Source organism: Tritonibacter horizontis, assembly GCF_001518015.1.
Classification (GTDB): domain Bacteria; phylum Pseudomonadota; class Alphaproteobacteria; order Rhodobacterales; family Rhodobacteraceae; genus Epibacterium; species Epibacterium horizontis.
Map to the genome: position 1 here is coordinate 49,788 of NZ_LPUY01000012.1, position 16,203 is coordinate 65,990.

Sequence of the window (16,203 nt, forward strand, 5' to 3'; positions counted from 1 at the left end):
CACAGGATCAGGCGGCGGCGTTGACCGGTTCGGACTTGGTGGCCTCCGTCAGGATCGGCATCACCTTTTCGCCCATCAGGATCATGCTCTTGCGTCCCAGATCATAGTCGGTCCAGTCGTGGCCAGCATAGACAAGGTGTTTGAACGGACCGGTCTGTTCGCGCAGGGCGAGGACCTGATCGGCGACGGATTGCGGATCTCCGTGAATGACCAACCGGTCAAGCACATAGTCCAGCGTAACGTCGTCATCCGCCATGTCCTGATCTTCCTTGAACAGGTTCAACCGGCCACCGGCGCGCAGTTTGGTCAGCAACTGGCTGTAGTACAGCACATAGGGGCTGCCCGGATCGCGGGCATAGGCACGGGCGGTTTCCATGTCGTCAGCAACACAGATGTTCTTGGCCACGCGCCAATCGGCATAGTCGGGGACGATCCCGCCTTTTTCACAGCCTTCGACAAATTTCGGCCAATGGGTCGCCACCCATTTGGGCAACAGGAAGTTCGCCGAAATTGGCTGCCACCCGCGCTCTGCCATCGCACTGACTCCTTTGGAAAAAGGCGCCACGGCAGTCCCGATAATCGGCGGGTGCGGATCCTGGTACGGCTTCATGATGTCGCCCTGGCCGATCTCGCGCATCATGGTGCGTTCTGTCGAAACCTCCCAGAAGTCGCCCTTCAGGTTGTAAGGCGCTTCACCGGCCCAGATGTCGAGCACCATGTTGATGGATTCGACAAACATGGCGTTGCGATCTTTGTCGATGCTGCCAAAGACTTCTGCATCAGACATCAACCCGCCCGGCGAGATGCCGAAATTCAACCGGCCTTCCAGCATGTGGTCCAGCATCGCGACCTCGGCTGCAATGCGCGCAGGGTGGGAATTGGGCATGTTTACCGTGCCGGTCCCAAGGCGGATGTTCTTGGTTTCATAGGCGAGGCTGGACAGGAACGCGACGCAAGAGGTGATGATTTCCGCTTGGTCGGTGGTGTGTTCGCCGCAGTAGGCCTCGGCATATCCCAGTTTGTCAGCCAACAAGAAAGCCTCACGGTCCTCTGCCAGACTTTTGGCGTAGGGCTTGCCCACAGGATGGATTGGCATCGTGAAGAATGAGAGTTTCATTGGGCTCCTCCTTGAGTGTCCTGCAATCATTGGAGGAGAGCGCCCAGAAGAAAAATTGAAAATTTCTGAAGTCTTCCATCTGCTTTTCGGATAGGAGCTGCGCGCCGGTGCTGTCGCGTTGAGGATCGCGCGATCCCTGTGCGCTCAGGGCCAGTTGGCAATCGGATCACAGGTGTCGAAACCTGCCGCGCCAATCGGATTGGACAGTTTGAAATCGGGACGTTGAGGGAACTCAGATCTTGATGTCATCATCAGCCCGTTCCGCGATGTATTTCTGATGCCAAGGGATTGAGGGCACCACTGGGCCTGATTGCGGGAAACAAAAGTCACGCAATGGACCCCACCGATTTAATACCCGGTTCAGATATCTCGGACAATTTTAGATTCTATTAGGCTAATTCGACTAGACCGGATTCTGAATTGCTCTGACAGCCCTGCTCGGCAGTGAAATGAGCGCCATTTATTGTATGCGGTGAAGGATCACCAATGGAAACCTGCTGTTCTCTTTGCCAAGGGCAAAGCCTGCACAAGTTCTTGGACCTGGGGCGCCAGCCCCTTGCGAACAAGTACCCAAAACCATCCGCGTTCAAGGATGAGAAATTCTTCCCGCTTGAGGTTTTCTTTTGCGAGGAATGCAAAAACGTGCAGTTGGGCGAGATGGTGCCCAGGTCCATCATGTTTGAGGATTATTATTACCTCAGTTCGGTCAATGGCGGTCTGGTCCGCCACTTTGAAGCCCTGGCAGAAGAGCTGAAAGCGGCGCGTTTCGTGGTGGACGTGGGCTCCAACGATGGGGTGCTGTTGCGGCCGCTCAAGAGCCTTGGCGTGCGTGCAATGGGGGTCGAACCCTCGGTCAATGTGTCCAAACTCGCGAATGACGAAGGGCTGGAAACGCTCTGCGCCTTCTTTGATGAGACCTCTGCCAGGCGGGTGCTGGACAGCCATGGTGCTGCCGATGTGATCGTGGCCAGCAGCGTGTTCACCCATCTTGACGCGCCAGATGACTTTATTCGCGCCGCCGAGATTTTGTTGGCCGGTGACGGCAAGCTGGTGATCGAGGTCGAGTATATTCTCAACATGATCAACCAGGTGCAATTCGAACGGTTCTACCTCGACCGCATCTTTTATTATTCGATTTCGTCGATGAAGGCGCTTTTTGCCAAACATGGGATGGTGATCACCGGGGTTGAGCCGGTTGCCCAGCACGGTGGGTCGCTGCGGTTCACCTTGATGCGCGCTGCCGCGGGAACAGAGGCGCCGGAGTTGCAGGACCTGATCGAGACAGAGTTGCAGGTCCTGAACACCGCAGCCCTGACGGATTTCGGACAGCGTTGCCGCGACCTGACCGAAAAACTGGTCGCCGGCCTGAAGCGCTGGCGCGACGAAGGGGTCAAGGTGGCCGGATATGGGGCGCCGGCCCGGCTTTCGACAATCACGAACTTTGGCGGGATCGACAGTGAATTGCTGCCTTTCACCGTTGACGACAGCCCGCTGAAACAGGGCCGAACCTCTCCGGGGGCGCATATACCTGTGGTGGCGGCTTCGGAACTTGAGGCCTTTCGGCCGGATGTGCTGGTGGTGTTTGCCTACGAATACATCGACGACATTCGGAAGAAGACCGGCAACCTCTACGACTACTACATGCCCATTCCGCTTGTTGAACTCAAAGCTCCCTGATCTCTAGAATGGAAATCGAAATGTCTGATGAAATTCAATGCATTGTTCAGCGCCTCGGCGTGAACGCTCACCGTTTTTCCGGTAAAACCGTCCTGTTGGCGGGTGGAGCCGGATTTCTCGGGAAACACTTCCTCAAGGTGTTCCAGCGCCTGAACGATGAGGTGCTGCGCAAGCCATGCCAGGTGATCTCGGTGGACAACTACATCACGGGCACCAAGAACGTCGATGAGAGCATCGCCAGAGATCCCAATATCTCTCAGGTCTGGGCGGACGTGACCCATCCGCTGCCGGTGCGCGAAGACATCGACTTTATCATTCACGGGGCGGGCATTGCCTCGCCGGTGTACTACATGCGCTACCCGCTGGAAACGATCGAGAGTGCGGTGCATGGCACCCGGAACCTGCTGGACCTGGCCGCGCGCAACGCGGGTCTTGAAGGGTTCCTGTTCTTCAGTTCGTCGGAAATCTACGGTGATCCGGACCCCCGTGCGGTGCCGATCAAGGAAGACTATCACGGCAATGTCTCCACCGTCGGCCCTCGTGCCTGCTATGATGAATCCAAACGTTTGGGGGAAACGCTCTGCTCCATCTTCAATGAGCATCACGGCGTGCCAACCAAGATCGTCCGGCCGTTCAACGTCTTTGGTCCCGGCATGGGGCACAACGACCGTCGTGTGATCCCGATGTTCACCTATCAGGCGCTCAATGGCCGCACCATCCCCGTCCATGGTACGGGTCTTCAGACGCGCACCTTCTGCTACATCAGCGATGCGATCTACGGCTTCCTGATGACGCTTCTCGAAGGGCAACCGGGTGAGGCCTATAACATCGGCAATCCGGACAATGAAATCTCCATGAATGAGCTGGCGGCGATGTACCCCAGACTGGTGCCGGGCGCGGCCTTTCAGACCATCGACTATCCGGACACCTATCCGGCCGGCGAGCCGAACCGCCGGTGCCCGGATATCACCAAGGCGCGCGATGCCTTCGGCTACAGGTCCGAGGTCGATGTCGAAGATGGCCTGGCGCGGTTCATTGACTGGGCGCGAAATGAGCGCAGCTATATTGATCTGCCAGCCGAAACTGCAGACACCGGTTCAGCGGCCAAAATGGCGGGCTAAGATATCATGGTCACGCTGGGCCTCATTGGGCGGGGTGCCTGGGCCCGCGTGATCGGCGCCACTCTGGACCGCCTGGACGGTGTGGCCTGGACATCCCTGTCTGGTCCCGGTGTGGCGGTGGACGGCGTCCTTATCGCCAACAAAAGCCGCGATCACCTTGCCTCGGCGCTCCCCTTTGTGGAGGCCGGGGTCCCGTGTTTTGTCGAAAAACCTCTGGCCACCTGTCTGGAGGATTTTCTGCGCCTGAAGGCCGCGGCGGAGGCGCGCGGATCCGAGGTCTTTGCCGGGCATCTGCATCGGTTCAACCCGGCAGCAGAGGCGTTTTGCGCAGCCCTGCCACAGATCGGGCCGATCCAATCGGCCACCGCGATCTGCGGCAATGGCAAACCTCGGTCGGATACTTCGGTCATCTGGGATTGGCTGCCTCATCCGCTGTCCCTGGCAGGGCGACTGTTTGATACCCCGGCAGAACAGGTGACAGCCCGCAGCCTTGTGGGCGGCACGTGCCCGCAACATGTCGCGGCGACACTGTCCTATCAGGGGCGTTCCTTCGATCTTGAGGCAAGCTGGCGTGCCGCCACACCCTGCTTTCAGATCACCGCCATCGGACCGGAGGGACGCCTTGTTTTTGACGACAAGGCCGACCAGAAAGTGATGCTGCACCGTTCCGAGAGCTGCCAAGCTCTTACCTACGATCCTGAGCCTCCGCTGACACGTGAATTGCGGGCCTTTGTGGCCATGATCCAGGGGTCCTGCCCGAACCCCTCCCCCCTGAGCGAGGCCGAGGCGGTGATGCGCAGCCTGGATGCGATTGAACGTTCGGTCGCGGCAAAGGGGCGCCTGATGATGGCTAGTTGCCCGGCGTGAGGTGCCGGTAAATCTGGGCGAGGATCTCCTGCACTCTCGTGTCAACATGGCTGGTCGCCATCGCCAGGTCGTGGCGCGCGATCACCCCCGCCTCGCCCTGGGCCCGAAACTGATCCGTCGCGGCCTTTGCAATCGCGTAGGGGGCATCCACATCTGTCGGCTTGAAATAAAACAGATGGTCCTGCAGTGGGGACAGCGCCGGCAGGTCCTTCAGGCTTGCAGGCAGGATTGGCAGGCCCCCGGTAATCAAGGCATCAAAGACCCGGATCGGAAGATCATCGCGGGTTGGTACGATCCAATGGCTCATATGCGAGGCCCATTCATCCAGCCGGTCAAGTTCTGTCCGATCATGATAGGTCCGGGTCGAGGGGCCAACATGCTGGAAATGGGTGTTCAGGCTTTGCAACATCGCGTTTCGCTCGGGAAATTGCGGATAGACGATATGACGTCCCAGGGGTGCAGGGTTCCGGGAAACGGCAAGAAGACGTTCGCGATGCTCGGTCAGATAAGCGCGCGACCATTGGATAACCCCGGCGCTGACAGGGGCGCCCATTGCATTGGTCGCCGCCTGAAAGGTTTCGTTGTTGTGGGGATGGCAAGGCACATAGAAGTCGGACAGCACAGCGAGGTTAAGCGACTCTGCGATCTGATGGTGATTGTCGAAATCCCAGATGCACACATGCGCGCGGGGCTGACTGGTGTACATGCCGATATATTTTTGCAATCCCGCTTTTGCGATGTCGTTATTGTTCAGAATGTAAATCGTTGCTGGCTCGAAGTGGTCGATAGTGTTCAGATTTACAAAGGAAATCTGATCCGTCGTTTCGGCTTTGCCAAAAATTCCGTCACTCAAAAGAACCTTCGTTTGAGGGCGCAGCTTCATGGCATCGGAAAAATCCTTACGCCGCTGTTCTTTTTGCGTGTTCCACGCTGCGATCTGTTCGCTTTCTGAAAGCCTGCGGTGAGCTGTTGTTTCTGCAGGGGCTTCAATTTGTTCAAACACGATTACATCTCCATTGAACACTGCAACGATGCATCCCATCGCTTGGATGCAAAGGGTTTCGTTCGCAGTCGCGGCGGCAACAGTCCCGTGGGAGACCAGAGGCTCAAGAGGTTTCCCGATTGGTGGTCTCTCACCAGGGGTCAATCGGAAATCCATCCGCGCGCCTGACGCCCGCTATCTTTCTTGCTCAACCGGAGCATGCAGTTTTGTCAAACAAAAACGATATCACCTGGCATCCTCTTGACAGATGTGGCCCTGCAGCGACCAGCGTGGCACCATGTCCACCGTCGACGGAACGCGCAATTGCGTTGCGTGCTGAGATGGAACATGTGGTCACCGTCCCCTGGATGTCTTTGGGGGAGGCGTTTGGGGTCCGCGGCTGGGATGTTTCGATCTGTGCGTTAGTTCTTGAAGCGGGACCGTGCAGACAGCGCGCAAGCGGTTCAATGGGCAGGCTTTCCCAAAGTAGATCGGAGGCCTGCAGAATTTCACGCCGCCATTTCGGGTCCGCAGAAAACCGCCGGACAAGACATCTGTACCAAAGCCTCCGGACAGGGCGCGATCCTAGTCAATTCTAGCAGAGTGCCAGACGTTTTTGATGGTCATGTAGTTGTCCAGCCCCTCGGCGCCGCCTTCGCGCCCGTAACCGCTTGATTTGACACCTCCAAAGGGGGTTTCTGGCATCGACGCCTCCAGCGTGTTGATCGACAAATTGCCGACGGCGACTTCGTCAATCAGTCGATCAATGTAATCGGCGCGGTTGGTAAAAGCATAGCCCGCCAGACCATAGGGCACCGAATTGGCCTGTTCGATGGCGTGATCCAGGGTCTTGACCGGGTTGAGCACTGCGATGGGGCCAAAGGGTTCCTCCTGCATGATGCGCGCGGTGTCTGGCACGTTCAGCAGCACCGTGGGTTGAAAGAAATAGCCGGTTTCACCATGGCGCGCGCCGCCGGTTGCGACGGTGGCGCCCTTGGCACGTGCGTCGTCAACCAGGGCGGTCAGTACCGGCACGCGGCGGTGATTGGCGCAGGGGCCCATTTCGGTCGCGTCGTCCAGACCATTGCCGACAATGGTTTCCCGGGCCCGTTTGACAAAGGTTTTGCTGAAGTCATCAAAGATGGCCTCATGCACAAAGAACCGGGTCGGCGATGTGCAGACCTGACCAGCGTTGCGCATCTTTCGGACCGCGCCGGACAGGGCGGCGGCCTCTACGTCGGTGTCTTCGCAGACAATCACCGGCGCATGGCCGCCTAGCTCCATCAGGACCGGGGTCATATGACCCGAGGCCACTGTTGTCAGATGCTGGCCGACGGCGGTAGAGCCGGTAAACGCCACCAGCCGAACCGCATCCTGAGCAATCAGATAGCTGGAAATCTCTGCCGGATCGCCAAAAACCAGGTTCAGAACGCCCGGTGGCAGGCCTGCGTCCTGAAACGCCCGCGCAATGTGAATGGCGCCAGCCGGGGTTTCCTCGGCCGCCTTCAGGATGATGGAACAGCCCGCAGCCAACGCGCCGCCGATCTTGCGCGCGGGTTGACTCATCGGGAAATTCCACGGCGAGAAGGCCGCCACGACCCCGATGGGCTGGTGGTGCACGGCAAATTTATGGCCCGGCGCAGCGGGAATGATCCGCCCATAGGTCCGCATCGCCTCGCCGGCATCCCATTCAAAGAATTCGGCACCGCGGATCACTTCCAGCCGTGCTTGTCGCAGCGGCTTACCATGTTCCAGGGTGATTGACTGGGCGATCTCTTCCTGGCGTTCACGCATCAGCCGCGCGGCGCGAAGGATCGTATCGGATCGCTCACGCGGAGAGGTGCGGCGCCAGATCCGGAACCCCTCGCGGGCCGCAGCCAGGGCATCATCCAGATCCGAACGCGCGGCACAGGGAAGGCGTCCGATTTCTTCTTCGGTCGCGGGATTAACGACAGCCAGATCCTGCGATGTCTTGCGCCACGTACCGGCAATGAAAAGGTTGAGATCAGGATACATGGGCGCTGTGCCTCCTTAACGTGTCCCGCTCAGATCATGCAATTCAGCCATCAAGCTCAAGTGGATTGAACAAATACAGGTATAGCTTTGCGGTATATCAGATCAGCGCAAGGACGCGGCCGCACGATGCAACGCCTGCAAAAACGCCCGTCCGGCTGGCGACAGGCTGTCCTCGGTGCGATAGGAGACACCGACCGGCCCTTGGCCGATGGGCACGGCCCAATCCAGCCGGGATAGGATGCCATATTCAATATCCTTGGCCACCACATCGCTGGGCATCAGGCCAATCAGGTCACGGGACTGCAACAGCGACCGGTTGGCCAGGTATGAGACGGATTCAATGGCCAGCGGGGGCGAATATTGTTGCTGCCGGATAAAAAACTGATCCACCTGTCGCCGCAGGGTTGTGTCCAGTGGCGGCAAGATCCAGCCAAACTCACGGGTCTGCGCAAAGGACACCGATGCGACATCTGCCAGCGGGTGCTGGCGGCCCACCACCGCAGTGATACTGTCATCATAGAGTTTTTCCTGTTTGATCCTGTCGCGGTAGCGGTGCGAGGGCAGTCGGCCCACCACCATGTCGATCTCACCCGACAGCAGCGTCGGCATCAGGACTTCATTGGTGCCTTCGCTGATCCTGATCGCGACCTTGGGCCGCTCCGCCAGCAGCAGTTCGATCGCCGCAGGCAGCAGCTCCGGTGACGCCGCCAGCAGCGTGCCGATCACCACCCGGCCGCTGCTGCCCTCGATCAGGTCATCCAGTTCCTGCGCCGCATTCGACACCTGGGCGAAGATCAGCTTGCCATGGCGGATCAGCGTCTTGCCAAAGACTGTGGGGATCACGCCCCGGTTGGTGCGCTGGAACAGCTTGACCTCGAAATCCACCTCGAGATCCTGGATCATCTTGGTGGCGGCGGGTTGCGAAATGCTCAGCTCGCGGGCGGCGTTCTGGATGTTGCCATGGCGACCGACGGCCACCAGCAGGCGCAACTGCCGTAGCTTGAGCCGGGTCAGCGCCCGGTCTACGATGCGGGAATGACGGGCAATCATCGCGGGCCCCTTAGATAACGACCGATTGGCAGAGTTGTTCAATCTTACTGATCACGCTCATCGCGGCCAAGGCCGAACTGCGCGGGTTGTCGGGCAGGGCATTGCCACTGATTTCAAACCGCAAATCACCAAAATCGCCTGTCGCCTCAATCCGGTGAATGTTCCTTGAAACCTCCGCATCTGCAATCAATACAACACGGGTATCGTCAAATCCGATACCGGCAAGGGCCACGGCGGCCGTTACATTCGCGTTCTTGGGATAGGCGAGTGCTGCCTCGCGGGCGGTGCCGGTGAAATGCGTCACGGCACCGTTGGTCAATGTGTCGAGATCGACCTGTGCCTCGGCCGGTGATCCACGCCAGCCCTGTGGCGGTTTGCGTCCAACATAGGTGACCGCGTGCAACGGCCCGACCCGCGCCGCCTGCAGGCAGTCCAATGCGCCAATCGCGCCGCTGGCCAGATGCAGGCGCGCCCCGCCCCGCTGCGCAGCCGTCACCAGCGCGTCATGCAGAACAGGGTCCGCCAATGCGCCCAATGAGACTGTCATCAGATCAAACCCGCGGGCCAGAACATCAACTCCATAGGTCGCCAGTGCGGTGTGACCGGCGCAGTCAATCACCAGATCCAGATCGTCGGGAAAGGCATCGACTGTATTTATCGTCCTGCCGCAGGGGCCATCGCTCCCCGCCGCGGCACGGTCAGGGCGCAGCAGTGTGACTTCGATGCTGTGGCCGCGCTTCTCGGCCTCGTTGCGAGTGAATCCGGCAATCGCACCCCGGCCAATCAAACCAATTTTCATCGCATATCCTGTCTTTTGATCCTTGATTACCCTAAAGACTGGCGAATTTGGTATATCGTTTTTGGATATCCAAATCAGACATTTCAGATTGGATGGCGTGGGGTTTTGCGCCCATCTGGACAGGACTGACCTGCCTGTACAGAGATGAAAGTGACCGCCGATGAAGTATACCAAACACGATGCCAAGGACTATGCCCGTGAGAACATGCGCGGCATCTGGGCGGCGGCGCTCAATCCGTTCAACGACGATATGTCCCTGAACGAAGCGGGCCTGCGCGCCAACATCCGCCACTGGATTGACGATCTCGAGATCCAGGGCCTGTTCATCGCCGGCAAACAGGGCGAATTCTTCTCGATGTCCATCGAGGAACGCAAACGCAACTTTGAAATTGCGGTGGAGGAATGCGCCGACGACGCCGGGGTAATCGTTTCGGTGTCGGACCAGAATATGGACACGGCTCTGGATCTGGCCCGCCATGCCCAGGACTGCGGCGCCGATTACATCGTCGTTCATGCCCCTGTGCTCAGCTTTGTGCAGGATCGCGACGAGGTTCTCTATCAATACTACAAACGGTTTTGCGACAGGTTGGACATTGGAATCGCAATGTGGAGCCATCCAGACAGTGGCTATCTGATGCAGCCTGAAACCTGCGCGCGCATCGCCGAATTGCCCAATATTGTGGCAATCAAATATTCTGTGCCTCGCGAAATGTACGTCCGGTTGAGCCATATGCTGGGGGACAAAATCCATGTCTCGACCTCCGCCGAGGAGGAGTGGCTCGACAATATCGAAGAGCTCGGCTGGAAGCTCTACCTGTGTTCTTCGCCGCCCTATCATCTGCAAACCGCAAACGACAAACGGATGCATGACTACACCCGGCTGGCTTTTGACGGCAAATTCACCGAGGCCCGCGCGGTGCGTGACAGCCTGGAACCGGTGCGGACAGCGATGAAAAAGGCCCGTCCCGCCGATAAACCGCAGGCTTTCGGCAAATATTGGCAGGAATTGCTCGGCCAGGTGGGGGGGCGGGTTCGGGCACCGATGCTCGAACTGACCGACGCGGAAAAGGAAACCATCAAGGCTGCGTTTGATGGCTGCGGATTGCGGCGGTGACGCAGGCTCTGACAGCCGGTCGTCGGAGGCAGACGACCGACGGCAAACACCATGGGTCGGGGCTGGGTCTGATATAAAAATTTCCGATATCTAGATGCGGAGGATTACTTTGCAGTTGCATTCAAACTGACTCAAGTCTTGTCAAAAGGGGAACCGAAATGTCCAAGCTCAAGGCCTTTAACTTCAAATCCTGGATTGAAGAAAACCGGCATCTGCTCAAGCCGCCAGTCGGCAACCGGCAGATCTGGGAGGATGCCGATCTGATGGTCACCGTGGTTGGTGGACCAAACCAACGCACCGACTATCACGACGATCCGGTCGAGGAATTCTTCTACCAGCTTGAAGGCAACATGGTGCTCAAGCTCTATGACGGCGAAGAATTCTATGATGTGCCGATCCGCGAGGGCGAGATTTTCCTGCTGCCGCCGCATGTGCGTCATTCGCCGCAACGCCCCGAAGAAGGCTCGGTCGGGCTGGTGGTCGAACCGAAACGCCAAAAGGGCGAATTGGATGCGGTGGAATGGTACTGCTTTGACTGCGGCGCCTTGGTTCATCGCGCCGAGTTGCAGCTGAACTCCATCGTCGATGACCTGCCGCCGGTTTACCAGAAATTCTACGCCTCCGAAGAGGACCGAACCTGTCCGGACTGCAAAGCGGTGCATCCGGGCAAAGAACCCCCGGCAGGTTGGGTCACCCTCTGAATTGCCAACACAACAGGGATAGAAAATGAAACATACACTTACCCTTCTTGCTTCGGCGGCCATTGTGGCGGCCTCGGGTCTTGCGGCGCAGGCCAAGGATTTTCGCCTCGGGCTAATCACCCCTCCGCCGCATATCTGGACCAAGGCAGCCGAGGCCTTTGGCGCGGAGCTGGCCGATCAAAGCGACGGTGCTCATAGCGTCTCGGTCTTCCCCGCGCAGCAGCTTGGCAATGAGGCAGAGATGTTGCAGCAGCTGCAAACCGGGGCGCTTGACATGGCGTTCATGACCGTGGCCGAAGTGTCGAACCGGGCCCCGGACCTGGGCGCCTTTTATGCCCCTTATCTTGCCAATGACATTGCCCATGCCGGGCGAATCCTGCGGTCGGACACGGCCACCGCATTGCTGGATCCACTGCCGGGTCAGGTGGGTGTTGTGGGTCTCGGCTACGGCATGGCCGGGCTGCGCCAGATTGTCAGCCGGGGCGAGGTCACCTCGGCCGGGGATCTGCAGGGACTGAAACTGCGGATCACGCCCTTTGCGCCAATCCTCGATTTTTACAAGCTGGTCGGCGCCGCGCCCACGCCGATGCCGCTACCGGATGTCTATGATGCGCTGGCCAATGGTCAGGTGGATGCCATCGACATGGATGCCGAACTGATCTGGGTGCTGAAGTATTACGACAACGCCGACACCATCGTGCAATCCGATCATATGATGTTCCCGATGGTCGGGCTGGTTTCAGCCAAGGTCTGGGCCGGTTTGTCTGAGGCGGATCGCGCCATGATCAAGGACCTGATGGCCAAACATGTCGACAGCACCATCGACAGCTATATTGAAAAAGACCCGGTCTGGCTGGAGCAGATTGCCGATACCGGTCACACCTATACCAAGGTCGACGCTGCGTTTTTTGGCGAGGCGATTGACCAATGGAACGCGATCTGGTCCCAAAAGGCCGCATCGCTGGACGATCTGCGGGCGGTCGCGGCTGACACGCAGTAAGCCGCTGAAATAAGGATCAAACAGCGCGGGTGTCTGGCCTGCGCTGATTTCTTTTGGAGAGGTCTGCATGTTGTTTCGGATATCGGCGGCTTGGGCGCGGCTGGAACTTTGGGGGGCGGGGGCACTGGCGCTGACGGTCACATTGCTCATTCTGTTGAACGTGGTGACCCGAACGATGGGAAATGCGCTGTTCTGGGTGGATGAGCTGGCGATCTATGCCATGGCCTGGATGACGTTCCTCGGCGCATCCGCCGCGCTGCATTATCGCAGTTCGGTCAATATCACCCTTTTGCCCAATGCTCTGGCGCCGAAATACCGCGCCCTGATCTGCAAAGGCGTCGATGTGGTCGTGTTTCTCTTCGCGCTGGCGATGCTCTGGTTCTGCTGGCGTTGGTTCCTGCCGCTGGAGCTTGTACGCGCGGGGTTTGTGGTGTCCGCGTTCCAGGCTGAGACCTTCAATTTCATCTATGCCGAACCAACCACCACATTGGGCCTGCCAAAGTATCTGTTCTGGCTGGTGATGTGGTTCTTTGCCCTGGGCGCGACCCTGCATTCGCTGATGCATCTGGTGACGGCGAACGACAAAGGGGGCGCGGCATGAGCCCGGTTGTCTTTCTTCTGACGCTGTTCCTGTCGGTGCCGGTGGCCATCGTCCTGGTGGTGACCGCCATCTGGTACATCTGGGAAAGCGGCAATACCGTGCTGTTCGACAGCTTTGCCCAAAAGATGTTCTCCGGGCTTGAAAACTATGGGCTGTTGGCGATCCCACTGTTCATGCTGACCGGAGAGTTGATGAACGAAGGCGGCATGACCAAACGCCTGATCAATACGGCGCGGATCTTTGTCGGCGGATTTCGCGGCGGGCTGGCCTATATAAACCTGCTTGCCAATATGTTCATGGCCGCCATCATCGGATCGGCCACGGCGCAGATCGCTGTGATGTCGCGGGCTATGGTTCCCGCGATGCAGGCCGAGGGCTATGACAAGGGATTTGCCGCCGCGACGACGGCGGCAGGCGGGCTGCTTGCGCCGGTGATCCCTCCTTCGATGATGTTCGTGATCTTCGGCGTGCTGGCACAGGTGCCCATCGGCGAGATGTTCATCGCCGGGATCCTGCCGGGGCTGCTGCTGGCGGGCAGCTTTGCGCTGGTGATTACCGTGATCGGCTGGCGCGTGGAGTTTCCCAGGGGTGCATGGATGACCGCACCGGAGGCAGGCCGCACCTTGCTGCAATCCCTGCCCGCAATGCTGATCCCCTTTGCCATCATCGGCGGCATCCTGTTCGGGATTGCGACACCCACGGAATCCGCCGCCATCGCCTCGCTGATTGCCTTTTTGGTTGGCTGGCTCATCTACCGTGATCTGCGGCCATCGCAGCTGGGTCAGATGTTCATCCGAACTGCGGTGAATGCGTCGATGATCATCTTCATGATCAGCGCCGCCAGCGTGTTTGGCTGGGTCATCATCTACGAAGAAGTGCCGCAGAAAATGGCGGCGCTGATCACCGCCGTCACCTCTGACCCGTTCATGTTCCTGTTGATCGTCAATGTTGCCTTGCTCTGTGTCGGAATGGTGGTGGACGGCATCGCGGCGATCATCCTGATCACCCCCATCCTATTGCCGATCGCCACCGGGTCTTATGACATCAGCCCCTATCAATTTGGCGTCGTGATGTGTCTGAACCTCGCGCTTGGCTTGTTGACGCCGCCGGTTGGGATCGGTCTTTACATCGCGTCCTCGATGAGCGGCACCACCCCCGGCACCATCCTGAAATCGCTGTGGCCCTTCCTGCTTGCGGTGGCCTGTGTGCTGGTCCTGCTCAGCTATTTTGCCGGTCTGTCGACCGCGTTGATCTAGGGTCTGGCCGGGTGGTGTCGCGCATCGGTTTGGCGGCGCGCGTCCGCCCTGTTACCGCACCGGGTCAGAGAGGACATCGTGTTTGCTGATCGGCAGCATCATGGGTTTGTGCGAAATGGGGTCCTGCATGATCCGGGAGGAGAGGCCAAAGACCTCTTTGACCATCTTTGTGCTCAGCACCTGCTCCGGTGGGCCGAAACTGTGGATCCGGCCGGACCGCATCGCAACCAGCCGGTCGCAGCAGCGGGCAGCCAGGTTGAGGTCGTGCAGCACCATCACAATGGTTGTACCACGCGCGCGGTTGAGGTCGATCAGCAGATCCAGCACGTCGATCTGATGGCTGATGTCCAGAAAGGTGGTGGGCTCGTCCAGCAACAAAATTCCCGTCTGCTGCGCCAGAACCATGGCGATCCAGACACGCTGGCGCTGGCCACCTGACAGGTCCTGCAATGTTTGATCCACCAGATCATCGGTGCCGGTGGCCTCTAGCGCGGCTGCAACGGCGGCATCGTCCTCGCGCCCCCAGCGGGCAAAAATGCCCTGATGCGGATGGCGGCCCCGGCTCACCAGATCCAGAACCGTGATCCCGTCCGGCGCCACCGGCGATTGTGGCAACAAGCCGATGCGGCGCGCCACCTCGCGCGAGGGTGTTGCGCGGATCGGACGCCCATCAAGAAGCACTTGCCCGGCGGAGGGGCGCAACAAACGCGACAGGCAACGCAGCAAGGTGGATTTCCCACAGGCATTGGCGCCGACAATTCCGGTAATCTGGCCCTTTGAGATGTTCAGATCGACGCCGTTTAGAATGGCCTTGGCACCATAGCCCGCCATCAATCCCTTGGCCTGCAACTCGACTGTCGTCACGCGGTGCCTCCGTTTCGGTTGATCCTGAGGATCAGATAAAGAAGATAGGGCGCACCCAAGGCGCCCGTCACAATGCCAACCGGATAGCGGGCGGGCAGCAGAAACTGTCCGGCGAAATCTCCGAACAGGACGAGGAGGGCGCCGATGAGGCCGGCAAACACCGCCGACCCATGCACCGCACCGCAAATCCGCGTGGCAATCGGACCGGACAGAAAGGCGACAAAGGCCACCGGCCCGGAGGTGGCGGTGGCAACAGAGATCAAACCCACGGCGCAGACCACCACCAAGGCCCGGCTTTGCGTCACGGGCACGCCCAGGGCGGCGGCGCTGTCATCGCCAAGGCACATCATTGCCAGATCCCGCCCGCGCAGCAAAAGCCCGCCGCCAAAGACCACTAACGCCAGCAGAAGCGGCAGAGAATCGTTCAGCGCCGCGCCGTTGACACTGCCGGTCAGCCAGCGGGTCGCATCCTGCAGCACCCAGGCCGGGGCATTGGACAGGATATAGGCGATCAGGCTTTCAAGCAGGGCGGAAAGGCCGATCCCGACAAGGATCAACCGCGCGCCTGCGACTCCATCGCGCCAGGACAACAGGTAGATCAGCAACGCCACACCCAGCCCCGCGCCCACCGCAAGGATCGAAACGGAAAGACCATTCCAGCCCAGCACCACGATGGCAAAGACCGCCGCCGCGCTGGCCCCGGAACTGATGCCGATGATATCAGGGCTGGCCAGCGGATTGCGCAGCATCGTCTGAAACGAGGCTCCGGCCAGACCGAAGCTGAATCCGGTCAGCACCGACAGCACTGCTCGGGGCAGGCGCAATTCACCGACGGCAAAACTGGCCCCCGCCACCTCTTGGCCCAATAGCACCCGCAGAACATCAAGCGGCGGCGTCCAGCTGCGCCCCATCATCAACGTCAGTCCAACCCCTGCGATCACGATCCCGCCGAGGGTCGCCATCAGCCGTATTCTTTGACGTCCAAGGTTCTGGCGTTGCGCGGCGATGCGGCGCGCGATATCCCGATTTGCCATCAGG

At 59.3% G+C, this 16,203-nt stretch carries 15 protein-coding genes; 8 read left to right on the forward strand and 7 right to left on the reverse strand.

Annotation, left to right across the window (positions count from 1 at the left end; all coding sequences use genetic code 11):
* Window positions 1-7: 7 nt before the first annotated feature.
* Window positions 8-1,117 (reverse strand): LLM class flavin-dependent oxidoreductase, encoded by a 1,110-nt coding sequence (locus TRIHO_RS02305; RefSeq protein ID WP_068240061.1) that lies wholly within the window; start codon window positions 1,115-1,117, stop codon window positions 8-10.
* A gap of 486 nt (window positions 1,118-1,603) precedes the next feature.
* Here TRIHO_RS02305 and TRIHO_RS02310 point away from each other — a divergent pair, with 486 nt between their 5' ends.
* From TRIHO_RS02310 to TRIHO_RS02320, 3 genes are read left to right on the forward strand one after another with little or no spacing between them, the layout of a single operon-like run.
* Window positions 1,604-2,794, forward strand: coding sequence for a class I SAM-dependent methyltransferase (locus TRIHO_RS02310; protein WP_068240065.1), 1,191 nt, complete (start codon window positions 1,604-1,606; stop codon window positions 2,792-2,794).
* 20 nt (window positions 2,795-2,814) lie between these two features.
* The gene (locus tag TRIHO_RS02315; protein WP_207498616.1) at window positions 2,815-3,915 is read left to right on the forward strand and encodes an NAD-dependent epimerase/dehydratase family protein; all 1,101 of its coding nucleotides are present in this window, start codon (window positions 2,815-2,817) and stop codon (window positions 3,913-3,915) included.
* Between the two features lie 6 nt (window positions 3,916-3,921).
* Entirely contained in the window at window positions 3,922-4,782 is an 861-nt protein-coding gene (locus TRIHO_RS02320) for a Gfo/Idh/MocA family protein (RefSeq protein WP_068240067.1), read from the forward strand.
* On the opposite strand, the gene TRIHO_RS02325 is transcribed toward TRIHO_RS02320, so the two are convergent.
* The 4 genes from TRIHO_RS02325 to TRIHO_RS02340 all read right to left on the reverse strand — a co-directional run bounded on the left by TRIHO_RS02325 (window position 4,766) and on the right by TRIHO_RS02340 (window position 9,629).
* Window positions 4,766-5,941 (reverse strand): hypothetical protein, encoded by a 1,176-nt coding sequence (locus TRIHO_RS02325; RefSeq protein ID WP_232367685.1) that lies wholly within the window; start codon window positions 5,939-5,941, stop codon window positions 4,766-4,768. The two genes, TRIHO_RS02320 and TRIHO_RS02325, sit on opposite strands and share 17 nt — an antisense overlap.
* A gap of 408 nt (window positions 5,942-6,349) precedes the next feature.
* Window positions 6,350-7,780 (reverse strand): NAD-dependent succinate-semialdehyde dehydrogenase, encoded by a 1,431-nt coding sequence (locus tag TRIHO_RS02330; protein ID WP_068240068.1) that lies wholly within the window; start codon window positions 7,778-7,780, stop codon window positions 6,350-6,352.
* Window positions 7,781-7,882: 102 nt separating this feature from the next.
* Window positions 7,883-8,830, reverse strand: a complete 948-nt coding sequence (locus tag TRIHO_RS02335) for a LysR substrate-binding domain-containing protein (protein WP_068240069.1) — start codon at window positions 8,828-8,830, stop codon at window positions 7,883-7,885.
* 10 nt (window positions 8,831-8,840) lie between these two features.
* Entirely contained in the window at window positions 8,841-9,629 is a 789-nt protein-coding gene (locus tag TRIHO_RS02340; protein WP_068240071.1) for an aspartate dehydrogenase, read from the reverse strand.
* 160 nt (window positions 9,630-9,789) lie between these two features.
* Here TRIHO_RS02340 and TRIHO_RS02345 point away from each other — a divergent pair, with 160 nt between their 5' ends.
* From TRIHO_RS02345 to TRIHO_RS02365, 5 genes are all read left to right on the forward strand, one after another.
* Complete coding sequence (locus tag TRIHO_RS02345) at window positions 9,790-10,743, forward strand: dihydrodipicolinate synthase family protein (RefSeq protein ID WP_068240074.1); 954 nt, start codon at window positions 9,790-9,792, stop codon at window positions 10,741-10,743.
* A 158-nt stretch (window positions 10,744-10,901) separates the two neighbouring features.
* The gene (locus tag TRIHO_RS02350; protein WP_068240075.1) at window positions 10,902-11,444 is read left to right on the forward strand and encodes a 3-hydroxyanthranilate 3,4-dioxygenase; all 543 of its coding nucleotides are present in this window, start codon (window positions 10,902-10,904) and stop codon (window positions 11,442-11,444) included.
* Window positions 11,445-11,469: 25 nt separating this feature from the next.
* Window positions 11,470-12,444 carry a TRAP transporter substrate-binding protein gene (locus TRIHO_RS02355; protein WP_068240076.1) on the forward strand — a complete coding sequence of 325 codons (975 nt, stop codon included), beginning with the start codon at window positions 11,470-11,472 and terminating at the stop codon, window positions 12,442-12,444.
* Between the two features lie 67 nt (window positions 12,445-12,511).
* On the forward strand, window positions 12,512-13,045 hold the full coding sequence (locus TRIHO_RS02360; protein ID WP_068240078.1) for a TRAP transporter small permease: 534 nt from the start codon (window positions 12,512-12,514) through the stop codon (window positions 13,043-13,045).
* Window positions 13,042-14,301, forward strand: coding sequence for a TRAP transporter large permease (locus TRIHO_RS02365; RefSeq protein ID WP_068240080.1), 1,260 nt, complete (start codon window positions 13,042-13,044; stop codon window positions 14,299-14,301). Before TRIHO_RS02360 ends, TRIHO_RS02365 begins: the two co-directional genes overlap by 4 nt.
* A 51-nt stretch (window positions 14,302-14,352) precedes the next feature.
* Here TRIHO_RS02365 and TRIHO_RS02370 read toward each other — a convergent pair whose 3' ends face one another.
* Together TRIHO_RS02370 and TRIHO_RS02375 are read right to left on the reverse strand one after the other, a co-directional pair.
* Complete coding sequence (locus TRIHO_RS02370) at window positions 14,353-15,165, reverse strand: ABC transporter ATP-binding protein (RefSeq protein ID WP_408646156.1); 813 nt, start codon at window positions 15,163-15,165, stop codon at window positions 14,353-14,355.
* A complete protein-coding gene (locus TRIHO_RS02375; protein WP_068240084.1) occupies window positions 15,162-16,199 on the reverse strand; it encodes a FecCD family ABC transporter permease in 1,038 nt (345 codons plus the stop codon). Before TRIHO_RS02375 ends, TRIHO_RS02370 begins: the two co-directional genes overlap by 4 nt.
* Between the last annotated feature and the right edge of the window lie 4 nt (window positions 16,200-16,203).

Excerpts from the sequence above, each read along its gene's own strand:
- TRIHO_RS02330 (WP_068240068.1), bottom strand. The coding sequence starts at position 7,780 with ATGTATCCTGATCTCAACCTTTTCATTGCCGGTACGTGGCGCAAGACA.
- TRIHO_RS02345 (WP_068240074.1), top strand. The coding sequence starts at position 9,790 with ATGAAGTATACCAAACACGATGCCAAGGACTATGCCCGTGAGAACATG.
- TRIHO_RS02315 (WP_207498616.1), top strand. The coding sequence starts at position 2,815 with ATGTCTGATGAAATTCAATGCATTGTTCAGCGCCTCGGCGTGAACGCT.
- TRIHO_RS02350 (WP_068240075.1), top strand. The coding sequence starts at position 10,902 with ATGTCCAAGCTCAAGGCCTTTAACTTCAAATCCTGGATTGAAGAAAAC.
- TRIHO_RS02365 (WP_068240080.1), top strand. The coding sequence starts at position 13,042 with ATGAGCCCGGTTGTCTTTCTTCTGACGCTGTTCCTGTCGGTGCCGGTG.
- TRIHO_RS02325 (WP_232367685.1), bottom strand. The coding sequence starts at position 5,941 with ATGGATTTCCGATTGACCCCTGGTGAGAGACCACCAATCGGGAAACCT.
- TRIHO_RS02335 (WP_068240069.1), bottom strand. The coding sequence starts at position 8,830 with ATGATTGCCCGTCATTCCCGCATCGTAGACCGGGCGCTGACCCGGCTC.
- TRIHO_RS02360 (WP_068240078.1), top strand. The coding sequence starts at position 12,512 with ATGTTGTTTCGGATATCGGCGGCTTGGGCGCGGCTGGAACTTTGGGGG.
- TRIHO_RS02375 (WP_068240084.1), bottom strand. The coding sequence starts at position 16,199 with ATGGCAAATCGGGATATCGCGCGCCGCATCGCCGCGCAACGCCAGAAC.
- TRIHO_RS02320 (WP_068240067.1), top strand. The coding sequence starts at position 3,922 with ATGGTCACGCTGGGCCTCATTGGGCGGGGTGCCTGGGCCCGCGTGATC.
- TRIHO_RS02340 (WP_068240071.1), bottom strand. The coding sequence starts at position 9,629 with ATGAAAATTGGTTTGATTGGCCGGGGTGCGATTGCCGGATTCACTCGC.
- TRIHO_RS02355 (WP_068240076.1), top strand. The coding sequence starts at position 11,470 with ATGAAACATACACTTACCCTTCTTGCTTCGGCGGCCATTGTGGCGGCC.
- TRIHO_RS02305 (WP_068240061.1), bottom strand. The coding sequence starts at position 1,117 with ATGAAACTCTCATTCTTCACGATGCCAATCCATCCTGTGGGCAAGCCC.
- TRIHO_RS02310 (WP_068240065.1), top strand. The coding sequence starts at position 1,604 with ATGGAAACCTGCTGTTCTCTTTGCCAAGGGCAAAGCCTGCACAAGTTC.